The 12,131-nt window shown below is 64.1% G+C and carries 14 protein-coding genes and 1 riboswitch; of the genes, 5 read left to right on the top strand and 9 right to left on the bottom strand.

Annotated features, from left to right (window positions below):
- Positions 1-31 precede the first annotated feature (31 nt).
- Positions 32-835: a creatininase family protein gene (locus AC3CB8_RS22485; RefSeq protein WP_352596371.1), complete on the top strand. Its 804-nt coding sequence runs from the start codon at positions 32-34 to the stop codon at positions 833-835.
- Here AC3CB8_RS22485 and AC3CB8_RS22490 read toward each other — a convergent pair whose 3' ends face one another.
- Complete coding sequence (locus AC3CB8_RS22490) at positions 836-1,345, bottom strand: tyrosine phosphatase family protein (protein ID WP_023769815.1); 510 nt, start codon at positions 1,343-1,345, stop codon at positions 836-838.
- A complete protein-coding gene (gene cobD / locus AC3CB8_RS22495; RefSeq protein ID WP_023769814.1) occupies positions 1,342-2,388 on the bottom strand; it encodes a threonine-phosphate decarboxylase CobD in 1,047 nt (348 codons plus the stop codon). Before cobD ends, AC3CB8_RS22490 begins: the two co-directional genes overlap by 4 nt.
- Here cobD and cbiB point away from each other — a divergent pair.
- Positions 2,387-3,361: an adenosylcobinamide-phosphate synthase CbiB gene (gene cbiB, locus AC3CB8_RS22500; RefSeq protein WP_352548555.1), complete on the top strand. Its 975-nt coding sequence runs from the start codon at positions 2,387-2,389 to the stop codon at positions 3,359-3,361. The two genes, cobD and cbiB, sit on opposite strands and share 2 nt — an antisense overlap.
- On the opposite strand, the gene cobO is transcribed toward cbiB, so the two are convergent.
- Genes cobO through AC3CB8_RS22520 form a run of 4 tightly spaced genes read right to left on the bottom strand, consistent with a single transcriptional unit; the run spans position 3,358 to position 5,474 of the window.
- Positions 3,358-3,966, bottom strand: a complete 609-nt coding sequence (cobO, locus tag AC3CB8_RS22505) for a cob(I)yrinic acid a,c-diamide adenosyltransferase (protein ID WP_352548557.1) — start codon at positions 3,964-3,966, stop codon at positions 3,358-3,360. The genes cbiB and cobO overlap by 4 nt on opposite strands.
- Before the next feature lies 1 nt (position 3,967).
- Positions 3,968-4,483, bottom strand: a complete 516-nt coding sequence (gene cobU / locus AC3CB8_RS22510; protein WP_023782613.1) for a bifunctional adenosylcobinamide kinase/adenosylcobinamide-phosphate guanylyltransferase — start codon at positions 4,481-4,483, stop codon at positions 3,968-3,970.
- Positions 4,476-5,279: a CbtA family protein gene (locus AC3CB8_RS22515; RefSeq protein WP_023769810.1), complete on the bottom strand. Its 804-nt coding sequence runs from the start codon at positions 5,277-5,279 to the stop codon at positions 4,476-4,478. Before AC3CB8_RS22515 ends, cobU begins: the two co-directional genes overlap by 8 nt.
- Positions 5,280-5,294: 15 nt before the next feature.
- Positions 5,295-5,474 carry a CbtB domain-containing protein gene (locus AC3CB8_RS22520; RefSeq protein WP_015317373.1) on the bottom strand — a complete coding sequence of 60 codons (180 nt, stop codon included), beginning with the start codon at positions 5,472-5,474 and terminating at the stop codon, positions 5,295-5,297.
- A 36-nt stretch (positions 5,475-5,510) separates the two neighbouring features.
- A riboswitch (cobalamin riboswitch) is annotated at positions 5,511-5,709 on the bottom strand.
- 142 nt (positions 5,710-5,851) lie between these two features.
- On the opposite strand from AC3CB8_RS22520, the gene AC3CB8_RS22525 reads away from it, so the two are divergent.
- Complete coding sequence (locus AC3CB8_RS22525; protein WP_023782615.1) at positions 5,852-7,018, top strand: aromatic ring-hydroxylating oxygenase subunit alpha; 1,167 nt, start codon at positions 5,852-5,854, stop codon at positions 7,016-7,018.
- Between the two features lie 140 nt (positions 7,019-7,158).
- Here AC3CB8_RS22525 and AC3CB8_RS22530 read toward each other — a convergent pair whose 3' ends face one another.
- Positions 7,159-8,358 (bottom strand): MFS transporter, encoded by a 1,200-nt coding sequence (locus tag AC3CB8_RS22530; protein WP_352566884.1) that lies wholly within the window; start codon positions 8,356-8,358, stop codon positions 7,159-7,161.
- A 237-nt stretch (positions 8,359-8,595) separates the two neighbouring features.
- On the opposite strand from AC3CB8_RS22530, the gene AC3CB8_RS22535 reads away from it, so the two are divergent.
- Both AC3CB8_RS22535 and AC3CB8_RS22540 read left to right on the top strand, forming a co-directional pair.
- Complete coding sequence (locus AC3CB8_RS22535) at positions 8,596-9,594, top strand: heparan-alpha-glucosaminide N-acetyltransferase (protein ID WP_352566882.1); 999 nt, start codon at positions 8,596-8,598, stop codon at positions 9,592-9,594.
- Complete coding sequence (locus AC3CB8_RS22540) at positions 9,591-10,097, top strand: methyltransferase family protein (protein WP_352566880.1); 507 nt, start codon at positions 9,591-9,593, stop codon at positions 10,095-10,097. Before AC3CB8_RS22535 ends, AC3CB8_RS22540 begins: the two co-directional genes overlap by 4 nt.
- 6 nt (positions 10,098-10,103) lie before the next feature.
- On the opposite strand, the gene AC3CB8_RS22545 is transcribed toward AC3CB8_RS22540, so the two are convergent.
- Together AC3CB8_RS22545 and mgtE are read right to left on the bottom strand one after the other, a co-directional pair.
- Positions 10,104-10,490, bottom strand: a complete 387-nt coding sequence (locus AC3CB8_RS22545) for a MerR family transcriptional regulator (RefSeq protein WP_006203215.1) — start codon at positions 10,488-10,490, stop codon at positions 10,104-10,106.
- A 139-nt stretch (positions 10,491-10,629) separates the two neighbouring features.
- Positions 10,630-12,048: a magnesium transporter gene (gene mgtE, locus AC3CB8_RS22550; protein ID WP_352566878.1), complete on the bottom strand. Its 1,419-nt coding sequence runs from the start codon at positions 12,046-12,048 to the stop codon at positions 10,630-10,632.
- Positions 12,049-12,131: the final 83 nt, after the last annotated feature.

Consider the following 12,131-nt stretch of genomic DNA (forward strand, 5'->3'; position numbering starts at 1 on the left):
AGGTCTGACCTGCTCATTGAAGAGGCGTGACATGACTGCTGGCAAGAAACGCGTATGGTGGGGCGACTACCGGACCACCGAATACGCCTCGATCGATCCCGAGGCGACAATCGCGGTGCTGCCGCTGGCGGCGATCGAGCAGCATGGACCGCATCTGCCCGTCTCGACCGACACTTCGATCATGAACGGCATGCTCGATACGGTGATTTCACGCTTGCCCGACGATCTCGATATCCGCATCCTGCCGGTCCAGGCGGCGGGCAAGTCGAACGAGCATCTGCACGCGCCGGGCACATTGACCCTGCCGGCAACGACGCTGGTCGACGCTTGGACCGAGCTCGGCGTCTCGATCGCGCGCGCCGGCGTGCGCAAGCTCATCGTCGTCAATTCGCATGGCGGCAATGAGGAGATCATGGGCATCGTCACGCGGGAATTGCGCGTGCGCGAAAAGATGCTGGCGGTGAAGACCAGTTGGCAGCGCTTTGGCCGCCCGGCCGGCATGTACACCGAACTCGAGGATCGTCATGGCATTCATGGCGGCGATGTCGAGACGTCGCTGATGCTGCATTTCCGGCCCGATCTCGTCGAGATGGGCAAGGCCGACAATTTCGTTTCCAATGTCGCCAAGGCCGAGCAGGAATTCTCGCTGTTGCGCCAGACAGGCACCCACGCCTTCGCCTGGATCGCCAGCGATCTCAACCCGAACGGCGTGGTCGGCGACGCCAGCATCGCGACAGCCGAGAAAGGCCGGCTGACCTCGGAATATCAGGCTGACGGGTTCATCAACCTGGTGCGCGATGTGCGCAAGGCCAAGCTCGCGGAGTGGCTGAAATAGCTAACCGTCGATCTTGAGCGCGAACGGCGTGCCTTCAAAGGCGTCGGCGCCGCGCCCAATTGATTCGATCGCCTCGATCATGCGGCCATTGCGCTCGAGCAGCGCGTCGGCCACCGCGATCAGCCGCGGATTGGGGGTCGCCGAAGGCGACAGCGCTCGCAGCGTCTGCGCCAGTTCCACCTCGTTGCGTTTCGGCGCCAAAGCCGCGGCGATGATATAGGCCGAGGCGGTCGAACGGCTGATGCCGGCATAGCAGTGCACCAGCATTGGTCTCGCCCGGTCCCAGCGGCGTGCGAAATCGAGCAGGTTACGGACATGCTCCTCGCCCGGCATGGTCATGCCGTCCTGCGCCACGGCGATGTCGTGCATGACCAGGTGCAGATGGTTTTCCCGAGCGATCGAGGCCGGTCGGATTACGTCCGTTCCGGCGGCGAGCAGCGACAGCATGCGGTCGGCGCCGGTCCTGGCCACCACTTCCTCGATCTTCGCCAGCGAGCAGACATGGATCATTGTTTGAAACCTTTCGACCGATCCTCGCGCCGCGACGCCCAATCGGCAAGGGCGGATTCGAGCCTGCGCCATTCCTCCTCGCTCCCCGGCAGGCCGGCGCGCAGGGCATGGGGCCGTTCGGAGAAATGCCGCAGCAGGATACCGCTCTGGCCAAGCCCGGAAAACAGGCCGCTGGCATCGGGCAGGCTGAGATAGCGGAACAGCGTGGTGCCCCCCGCGACGGGAACGCCGAAACGGCTAAACAGCGCGTCGAGCCGCCCCGTCGCTTCCGCCAGCGAGGCCCGCATCGCATCCTGCCAGTCGAGATCGGCGAGCGCGCGGACGCCGTATTCCAGGGCCGGTCCTGCGACAGCCCACGGCCCGAACTGCATGTCCAGCCGTTCAGCGGTCGGCGCGTCGGCAAGCGCGAACCCGAGCCGCAGGCCTGCCAGACCAAAGAACTTGCCGAAGGAACGTAGCACGACGATGCCGCCCTGGCCGACATCGCCGGCGAGGCTGTGCTCGCGTGGGCCCACATCCATGAACGCCTCGTCCACGACCAGCAGCCCGCCCTTGGCGCGAAGTCCGGCGGCCAGCACCAGCAACCGGTCGCGCTCGATGATGCGCCCATCCGGATTGTTCGGATTGACGATGATGGCGAGGTCCGCTTCCGCCAACGTCGCGAAATCGCTGGCCTCGACCACGTCGTGCCCGGCAATCGCCGCCGCCCGGGCGTGTTCGGCATAGGTCGGCCCAAGCACCATTGCCTTGCCGGGCCTCACCAGCGAGGCGACGCGCGGCAACAGGATCTGCGTACCAGGGGCCGCCACCACGCTTGCTGGGGAAGGCGCGCCATAGATGTTGGCCGCAATCTCTATCAATTCGCGCCCACGCGCGGCCTCTGGCAATCGCCACAGCGAGGTGGCGGGCAGGTCGAAAAGCGGGTAGGAGTGCGGATTGATACCGGTCGAGAGGTCGACGAAAGGCAGCACGGCATTGGGGAAAAGCGCCCTTGCCCGGCCAAGACTTCCACCATGGTCCACCGCTCCTTCAAGAAGCTTCATGTCAGTCCTGATCGCTTTCCTGTCATTAATTGTCGAATTCGCCCTTGGTTATCCCGACTGGCTGTTTCGCGCCATCGGCCATCCGGTGACATGGTTCGGCAGGCTGATATCCTTTCTTGACTTGCGGCTCAATCGCGCCACTGATCCCGACGCGCTGCGTCGTCAACGTGGTGTCCAGGCGCTTCTGTTCATCGTACTGGTGCCGGCGATAGCAGGCCTTTGCGTGCAGCTTGTTCTGCTCTGGTTTGTCCCCCTGGGGTGGATCATTGCCGTCTTTCTGGCGACATCGCTCCTGTCGCAGAAAAGCCTTTACGAACATGTCGAAGCCGTCGCCGACGCGCTCGACAGCGGAGGCCTCGACATGGGCCGGGCCGCCGTTTCGCGGATCGTCGGCCGTGATCCCGAGACGCTCGACCGCGCCGGCGTCTGCCGCGCGGCGATCGAGAGCCTAGCGGAAAATTTTTCCGACGGCATCGTCGCCCCCGCCTTCTGGACCGGGGTCGGAGGGCTCGCCGGCGGCGCTGCCTACAAGGCGGCCAACACCGCCGATTCGATGATCGGCCACCGGACTCCGCGCCATGAGGCCTTCGGCTGGGCGGCGGCGCGCTTCGACGACTGGATCAACCTGCCGGCATCGCGGCTGACGGCGCTGCTGATCGTGCTCGCTTCCCTCCTGGTCGAGGGCGCCGACCCCCGCGGTGCCTGGCAGACGGTGCGGCGTGACGCGAAAAAACACCGCTCGCCCAATGCTGGCTGGCCGGAAGCGGGCATGGCCGGTGCGCTTGGGCTGGCGCTCGCCGGACCACGCAGCTATGGCGGTATCATGGTCGACGACATCTTCATGGGCGAAGGCGGCCGCCGCGATGTCGACAGCGGCGACATCAGGCGGGCGCTCAAGCTTTACCGGGTCGCGGACTACCTGCTGATCGGCTTGTTCGGCCTAGTCGCGCTGATCGCTGTTCTGGTTTTTTAGAACTCGATGCCTTGCTGCGCCTTCACGCCCGCCGAGAAATGATGCTTGGTCACGCCCATCTCGGTGACCAGATCGGCAGCCTCTACCAGCCCCGGCTTGGCGTTGCGGCCGGTGACGACGACATGCAGACCCTCGCGCCGGCCCTTGAGCGCCGCAACTACCTTGTCGAGAGCGAGATAATCGTAGCGTAACGCGATGTTGAGCTCGTCGAGCACGACAAGGCTGATCGAGGGATCGTCGATCAATTCCAGGGCCTTGGCCCAGGCGGCCTCGGCGGCCGCGATGTCGCGCTTCAGGTCCTGGGTCTCCCAGGTGAAACCCTCGCCCATTGCATGCCAGACGACGCGGTCGCCAAAGGCGGCAAAGGCGTCCTTCTCGCCGGTGTGCCATTTGCCCTTGATGAACTGAACGACGCCGACGCGCTTGCCGTAGCCGAGCATGCGCAGCGCGAGACCGAAGGCGGCCGTGGTCTTGCCCTTGCCGGGACCGGTGTTGACGATCAGCAATCCCTTCTCGATCGTCTTGCCCGCAACCTCGGCGTCCTGCACCGCCTTGCGCTTGGCCATCTTGGCGCGATGGCGTTCTTCATCCTTGTCGTCGGTCATTTCACTTCACCTTGAGCGGGAGCCCCGCCACCATGAGCAGCACCGTGTCGGCCACTGCCGCGACCCGCTGGTTAAGTCGGCCGGCTTCATCGCGAAACCGGCGCGCCAACGCGTTGTCGGGCACGATGCCCTGCCCGACCTCGTTCGTCACCACGAACCACGGTCCGCGCGGCCGAGACAGCACGCCCGCCAGCCGTCGGCACGCGGCATCGACGTCGTGATCGGCCAGCATGTGATTGGTCAGCCACAGCGTCAGACAGTCGACAAGCACCGGCTGACCGTCCGGCGACGCCTCCAGCGCTTCGGCGAGGTCGAGTGGCGCATCGATGGTCGACCAGCCCTCACCGCGCCGCCAGCGGTGCAGCGCGATGCGCTCGCGCATCTCGTTGTCATAAGCTTGCGCCGTGGCGATATAGGCCCATGGCGAGGCCAATGCCGTCACCAGGGTTTCGGCGTGCGCGCTCTTGCCGGAGCGCGCACCACCGATGATGAAGGTCAGCCTGCCGCGATCAGGCAAAACTGTCGCGCATGCTGGTCGCCGTGCCGGTGAAGCGCCGGCGCACCACGCCCACGATCGCGCCCAGCACCAGCCAGAAGACCAGATTGGTCACCGTCACCGCCACCACGAACTGATGGTGCAGGCCTTCCGGGATCGGCGTCTCGAAACTGTCGGGCTGCGGCGCGCCGACGACATGCGGCGCGACGATCAGCAAGACGGCGAGGATGGTCAATGGCAACGATCTGCGAAACACGATCAGGCCTAGGCCGATCGCGGTCGCGGCCGCCGTTGCCGTCCACCAGATCTGGCGCGGCAGAAGATCGGCCGCCGGCATTGCCGGCAGTTCCGGCTGCAGTCCGAGGCCCGGTGCCAGTGTGAACACGGCAAAGCCGGCCAAGCCCCAGAACACGCCCTGGCGCCAGTTGCCGACGCCACCGAAGAACTCGGAAACCGCGACCAGGACCAGCGCGAAGCCGATGCCGGTGACGATATTGGCAACCACGCTAAAGGCGAAACGCTCGAAACCGTCGGCCGGCGCCCAGCCTTCGTCTTCCTCCGCCGGTGCCATGGCATCGGTGCCCGCGGGCGCGGCAGAGCTCGTGGCATTCCCAGCGGGCGCCACCGTGCTCATCGCGTCATTGGTCGCCGCTGGTGCGGCCGTGTGATCATGGTGGTGGCCGCCGCCGGCCTTTTCGTAGACTTCGGCCTTGAGGATCAGCGGCACGGTGGCATAGGCCTGCATGCAGGCGAGAACGACACCGGCCACAAGCCCCGCGATCGCCGCGACGAACACGACGTTGCGAAACAGATTCATGATGTCGGATCCTCGTTAGTGGCAGGGAAACGCCATCGAGTGGCGATAGTCGTGGGCAGCATTGTGGACCGCATCGATATGCGAGAAGCCGACAAAGCCGACGACGAAGATGCCGAGCAGCGCCGCGAGCGCGAGCTGCATGAAACGCGACTGCGAGGAGACGGAGGCGCCGAGGGAGACGGAAGCGGTAGTCATGTCTTGTCCTTTCGCCCTCCACCCGAGGGCATCGAAGTCAGTTTCCTGTCGCCGGCAGGTCTCCTGGCTCGCGGATAAGCGCCCTTCCCCACCTTCCCGAAGAAAAATCTTCAGTGGCATATGGAGAGGACTACCGCACACAGTTGCGGGGGCAGCCACGGCATTGGGCAGGAATTCCTCCCCGCACCGCATTCCCTCTTGGCTCCAAAAAGGAACCGACGACATCGGCGACTATAGGGAAATTCGCCGCGCCCGGCAAACCAAATTCCGACAACCGCCAGCGCAGGAGCGTCGTATCGGCGAAGCTGCCCTCACCCCGTCCCGATTGACAAACTTCATGGCCGGGTGTCGGCTGGCACCCTCACGGGAAGCCAGCCATGCAGCCCAATGCCAGCGAGCGCGAGCCCTATAACGGCCTGACTCGAACCGAGCCGACGCTGCCCTCATCGGCCTATTGGGACCAGGACAACTATAAGCGCGATCTCGACGCCATCTGGTACAGGGACTGGCTGCTCGTCTGCCGCGAGGCCGATCTTGCCCAGCCTTTGGCATTCCGCACCTTCCGCGTCGGTACGCAGGAAATCCTCGTGCTGCGCGACGACACCGGCGAGTTGCGTGCCTTCCACAACACGTGCCGGCATCGCGGCTCGCAGCTTTGCCAGGAAAGCGAGGGCCGGCTGAAGGCGCGGCTGATCACCTGCCCGTATCATGCCTGGTCCTATTCGCTGCGTGGCGATCTGGTGCGCGTGCCGTCGAAATCGCTGCCTGACGGCTTCGACAAGGCCGATCATCCGCTTTATCGCGTCGCGCTCTCGGTGTGGCGGGGCTTCGTCTTCGTCAATCTGGCGGAAGATGCCGCCGGCTCGGCGCAATCCTCCTTCGACCCAGCCTCCGGCGATCTCGGCAACTGGCCGCTGGAAACGCTGGTATCGGGCCATGTGCTGCACAAGGTGATGAACTGTAACTGGAAGATTTTTTGGGAAAACTTCAACGAGTGCCTGCACTGCCCGGGCGTCCACAAGGACCTGTCGCGGCTGGTGCCGATCTATGGCCGCGGCCTGATGAGCCGGCATGACGATCCCGAATGGCTCCGCCACGCCGACAATGACGCGCCGGAATTTTCAGGCGGCCTGCGCGCCGGGGCTGAGACATGGTCGCGTGATGGGCAGACGCACGGGCCGGTCTTCCCGAGCTTGACGCCGGCGGAGCGCAGCGCTGGTCAGACCTATGCCACCAGCCTGCCGTCGATGTTCATCGTCGGCCATGTCGACTATGTCAGGACCGTGCGGCTTACGCCGCTCGGTCCCGAACAGACCGAATTGACCGCAGAATGGCTGTTCGCGCCCGAGGCGCTCGCCGAGACCGACATCGACAACATCGTCGCCTTCGGCACACAGGTGCTGGAGGAGGACGCGGCGATCTGCGAGGTCAACCAGAAGGGGCTGCGCTCGATGCGTCATACAGCTGGCGTGCTGATGCCCGAGGAGTACGACCTGCACCGCTTCCACGATTGGGTGCGCGAGCGCCATGCCGCGGTGACATGAGGTCTGTCGACATTCAGGTCAGGCCAAGCCGAGAAGGGCGGAGGTCGAGAATCGGAACGGAACGTACTTTCGGGGACGTGATTACCGGAAGCGCGGAAACCTGCCGTTCGCAGGCCGGCATCACCTGAATATCGACATACCTACAGCGACTTCGGCAGATATCGCCAGGTCACGAAGCCGCAAAACGCGGCCAGTAGTGCGAGCGTGACGAACACCGATCCCAGACCGAAAAAGGCCAGCACCACCGAATAGACCAGCGGCGGCGTCAGTTCGGAGAAATCGAGATAGGTGCGGTAGACCGCGGCCATCTGCGCGCGCTCATAAGAGCGCACCGAGCGCATGAAGGCGGTCGAACCCAGCGCGTCGAGCGCGATCGTGAAGAAGGCGCCGCACAGCAGGAAGGCGCCGGTGAGCAGCGGCACGGTTACGCCCACGGCACCGGCCGCCAGCAACGTCGCCGACATGGCGAAATAGGCAAATGTCATGGTCCTGCGGCCGCCGAAGCGCTTTCCCGCCTTGCCCCAGAAGATCGCCATGAACAGCAGCGCGTTGCCGGCCGAGACCAGCAGGCCGCCAGCCAATTCGCCCTCGCCGGTGATGACCATGAACAGCGGTCCATAGACGAAGAAGGTCGTCCAGAAGCAGGAGCGGCCGAAGGCGATCAGCCAGGCCAGCCTGAGCCTCGGCTGCGCGACGAAGCGGCCGATATTGGCGAGCGGATTGGCCGGTCGTGTCTTGCCCGGGCGGATCGACTGGTTGTCGCTCAGCCGATAGGTCCAGAATAGCGCCAGCAAGGCCATGGCGAACACCGCCACCGCGCCATGCGCGGCATAAATGCCGAAGCGCGTATAGAGAAAAATGCCGAGCGTCGGTCCACCCGTCCAGGCAACCATCGACCACGCCATGCGCAGCGATTCGGCCTGCATGAAATCGGTCTTGCGGATGTGATCCATGATGTAGAGGTTGAGCGTGATCGACAGCGCGCTGGCGCCCATCACCCGGCACAGCATCCCGGCCAGTTGCCCGGCGAGCGTGTGGGTGACGAAGAACAGCGAGCCGATGGCGAGCAGGCAGGCGCCCGCCGTGTAGACCCAGCGCCGCGCGAAGCGGCGGATCAGCATAGGCATGAACAAGGTCACCGACAGGCCGAGCAGGGACACGGCGGTGTAGAGTATCGAGACGATCTGCTCGTTGTGGAGAATCTCGTAGGCCTGGATCGGTATGACGCTCGACACCATGGCGCGGGCGAAGGATTCGACCGCGTAAAGCGAAGCGAAGGTGCGCGCATCCGCGGCCTTGAGGGCCGGAAGCCAGATCGGATGGCGAACATGGGTGGACATTGCTTCCCCAAAGCAGAATCGCGGCGTCAAATCTGCCGTGGACATTTCAGGCCCATTAAGAGGAAACCGACGCACATCAGGCAAAAAGCGAAGCCGGTCAAAGGCTTTTCCGCGCTGGCCCAACCCGGCGCCAGGCGCGGATCCGGCCGCGCGGTGCAGGCCAAGGCGACCGGTCTTCTTCTATCCGGTGCAACCGTGATAGTCGTCCTGGAAGGGGCTGAATCAGATCGCGAGACCATGAGCATCCACACGCCGACCGTACCCGTCCCGCAGCCATCGAAGCGCATCGTCGCCATCGATATCTTGCGCGGCATCGCGCTGATCGCGATGGCAAGCTATCACTTCACCTGGGACCTGGAATTCTTCGGCTACACCGATCCCGGCCTGACCGCCTTCGGCTGGTGGAAATTCTACGCCCGCTGCATCGCATCGACCTTCCTGTTCCTGGTCGGCGTCAGCCTCTATCTCGCCCATGGCCGACAGATCCGCTGGAACGGCTTCTGGAAGCGGTTCGCCATGGTCGCGGGCGCGGCGGTCGCCATTTCGGTCGTCACCCGCATCGCCACGCCCGACGGGTTCATCTTCTTCGGCATCCTGCACGAGATCGCGCTCGCCAGCCTGCTCGGCCTCGCCTTCCTGCGCCTGCCGGCGCTGCTGACGCTTGCCGTCGCCGCGCTCGTCATCGCGGCGCCGGTCTACCTGCGCTTCGAGGCCCTCGATCATCCCTGGCTCTGGTGGATCGGCCTGTCGGCGATCAATCCGCGCTCCAACGACTACGTTCCGCTGTTCCCCTGGTTCGGCGCCGTGCTTACGGGAATTGCAGTGGCGAAAATCGCTTCCACTTCCGGCATGAGGGCACGCCTGGCGAATCTGGCGCCCGGAGGCTGGTCCAACCCGCTGGTCTTCATCGGCCGCCACAGCCTGGCTTTCTACCTGATCCACCAGCCGCTGCTGATCGGCTGCGTCTGGCTGTTCTCGCAAGTGATGCCGGCGCAGGTCGAAACCCCGCAGGTCAATTTCCTCAAAACCTGCCAGCGCTCGTGCGAGCAGATGCGCAAGGCAACCTTCTGTTCGAGCTATTGCGGCTGCATGCTCGAAACGCTCGAAGGTGAAGCCGCTCTTGATCGGCTCTTCAACAACGACCAGACTGCGGACTTCAGGGCGCATCTGTCCGATCTTGCAGCAACGTGCACTGCCAAGACCGACGACAAGATGACGGAGGGAGGGACACAATGATCGGGCCAAAGCCTGGGATCAAACCGAAGCCTGGGACCGAGCCGAAGCCTGGGCTGATACCGTGGCCCCCGGTGATCTACGCCGCCGCCATCCTCATCAGTGTCGTGCTCGGCCTCTACATCCCGCTGCCCTGGATCGGCGATCTCCTTGGCGACATCCTGTTTGCCGCCGGCTGGGTGGCGTTGTTCGCCGTCGCCGTACTCTGGTTCACGGCGATCCGCACCATGATACGGGCCAGGACCACGCTCAATCCCAACGCCGTGCCCGATCATCTCGTCACGACCGGTCCCTTCGGCGTCAGCCGCAATCCGATGTACCTGGCCAACACGCTGCTGTTGATCGGCGTCGCCTTCGTCTCGGGCATCGCCTGGTTCTTCCTGCTTGCCTTCGTCGCCGCCTTCCTCACCCAGAAGGTCGCGATCGAAGGCGAGGAGAAGATATTGGCGGCGAAATTCGGCAAGAAATACCGCGACTATGCAAAAAGGGTCCGGCGCTGGATTTGAGCAGGGCTACGTGTTGACGCCGAGCTCCACCAGCCGCTCGACGCAAGACTCCTCGGCCTGATCGAGTTCGGCCAGTGTCTCCTCGAGGTCGCGACGTTTCTGCCTGAGATCTTCGCGCTTTTCCTCGATGCGCTTGATCATCAGCTTGAGCTGCCCAACCTCGCCCGGCGGCTCCTTGTACATCTGGATGATCTCGCGGATTTCGTTGATCGAGAAGCCGAGGCGTTTTCCGCGCATGATCTGCCGGATGAGGTGGCGGTCGGAAGGGCGAAACAGCCGGGTGCGGCCGCGCCGCACCGGCTGCACCAGTCCCTCGTCTTCATAGAAACGCAGCGTCCGCGTCGACACGTCGAATTCGCGGGTCAGTTCGGTGATCGAATAATATTCCCGCATTGTCACTCCCTGCCGGAATTCCAGGCGACCGCCATGCGGCGTCGCCCTTCTGTCCCGAACCAAACCCTTGCCCGCCGGAATCGACGCGGCACCCCGCATGAGCCTCGCACGGCATTTACGTAAAAGTCAATTGAGACACTTACCGGACGCCGAACCACCAACTCGCGAGGCCGAGAAAGGCAAAGAACCCAACGACATCGGTGACCGTGGTGACGAAAACGGCCGAAGCGACCGCGGGATCCACCTTGAACCTGTCGAGCAGCAGCGGGATCAGGATGCCGGCAAGAGCCGCCACGAACATGTTGATGATCATAGCCGCCGCGATGATGCCGCCGAGATTGGGGTCGTGGAACCAACTTGCCGCGACGATGGCGATCAGCACGGCGAAGACGATGCCGTTGATGAAGCCGACGCCCATCTCGCGGCGGATGATGCGGCCGGCGTTGTAGATGTCGAGATCCCTGGTCGCCAGCGCCCGCACGGTGACGGTCATGGTCTGCGAACCGGCATTGCCGCCCATGCCGGCCACGATCGGCATCAGCACGGCGAGTGCCACGATCCGCTCGATCGTGTGGTCGAACAGGCTGATCACCGATGCCGCCAGAAATGCCGTCAGCAGATTGACGAGCAGCCAGGGAACGCGCGAGCGCGAGGTCGCCAGAATGCTGTCGGAGAGCTCTTCGTCACCGACGCCGCCCATGCGCAGCAGGTCTTCCTCCGCTTCCTGCTGGATGACGTCGACGACGTCGTCGATGGTCAGCACGCCGACCAGCCGTTCGTTTTCGTCGACAACCGCGGCCGACAAAAGGTCGTATTGTTCGAATTCCCGCGCCGCCTCTTCCTGGTCCATGGTGGCGGGAATGGCGTGCCGCGTCTCATGCATGACCTCCCCCACCTTGACCGCGCGCTTGGCGCGCAGGATCTGGTCGAGATCGATGGCCCCCAACAACTTGAAGGTCGGATCGATGACGAAGATCTGGCTGAAGCGGTCCGGAAGGTTCTTGTCCTCTCGCATGTAGTCGATGGTCTGGCCGATGGTCCAGAAAGGCGGCACCGCGACGAACTCGGTCTGCATGCGCCGCCCGGCGGTCTCTTCCGGGTAGTCGAGCGAGCGCCGCAGCCTGATCCGCTCGGTGAACGGCAGCTGCGACAGGATCTCGTCCTGGTCTTCCGGCTCGAGGTCTTCAAGAATGTAGACCGCGTCGTCGGAATCGAGTGCCTGCACGGCCTGCGCGATCCGCGCATTGGGCAGATTGTCGACGATATCCATGCGGATCGCCTCGTCGACTTCGGTCAGCGCGGAAAAATCGAAGTCGGCGCCCAGCAGCTCGACCAACGCGCGCCGCTGCTCGGGATGCAGCGCCTCGATGAGGTCGCCAAGTTCCGACTGGTGCAGGTCGTCGACTTCGCGCTTGAGGGTCAGCGTATCGCGGTCGGCGATCGCCGCACCGATCTGGGCAAGGAAGGACGAAAGGACCGCGCCGTCCTCGCCATAAATGTCGGCGTGGGCGTCGTCAGCCGCCTTGGCGGAGGTCGTCTGCTTGTCCTGGCCTTCCACCAGCGTCTCCAGCCATCAGAATCCCGGAAAGGTGCCAATCAGGTCTAGACCATGATTCCGAAAAGTGGAAATCGGTTTTGGGT

It is taken from the genome of Mesorhizobium sp. P160927, assembly GCF_057766385.1.

Coding starts and splice junctions, on each gene's coding strand:
- AC3CB8_RS22535 (WP_352566882.1), top strand. CDS start 8,596: ATGAGCATCCACACGCCGACCGTACCCGTCCCGCAGCCATCGAAGCGC.
- AC3CB8_RS22545 (WP_006203215.1), bottom strand. CDS start 10,490: ATGCGGGAATATTATTCGATCACCGAACTGACCCGCGAATTCGACGTG.
- cobO (WP_352548557.1), bottom strand. CDS start 3,966: ATGACCGACGACAAGGATGAAGAACGCCATCGCGCCAAGATGGCCAAG.
- AC3CB8_RS22515 (WP_023769810.1), bottom strand. CDS start 5,279: ATGAATCTGTTTCGCAACGTCGTGTTCGTCGCGGCGATCGCGGGGCTT.
- AC3CB8_RS22540 (WP_352566880.1), top strand. CDS start 9,591: ATGATCGGGCCAAAGCCTGGGATCAAACCGAAGCCTGGGACCGAGCCG.
- AC3CB8_RS22490 (WP_023769815.1), bottom strand. CDS start 1,345: ATGATCCATGTCTGCTCGCTGGCGAAGATCGAGGAAGTGGTGGCCAGG.
- AC3CB8_RS22525 (WP_023782615.1), top strand. CDS start 5,852: ATGCAGCCCAATGCCAGCGAGCGCGAGCCCTATAACGGCCTGACTCGA.
- cbiB (WP_352548555.1), top strand. CDS start 2,387: ATGTCAGTCCTGATCGCTTTCCTGTCATTAATTGTCGAATTCGCCCTT.
- AC3CB8_RS22485 (WP_352596371.1), top strand. CDS start 32: ATGACTGCTGGCAAGAAACGCGTATGGTGGGGCGACTACCGGACCACC.
- cobD (WP_023769814.1), bottom strand. CDS start 2,388: ATGAAGCTTCTTGAAGGAGCGGTGGACCATGGTGGAAGTCTTGGCCGG.
- AC3CB8_RS22530 (WP_352566884.1), bottom strand. CDS start 8,358: ATGTCCACCCATGTTCGCCATCCGATCTGGCTTCCGGCCCTCAAGGCC.
- AC3CB8_RS22520 (WP_015317373.1), bottom strand. CDS start 5,474: ATGACTACCGCTTCCGTCTCCCTCGGCGCCTCCGTCTCCTCGCAGTCG.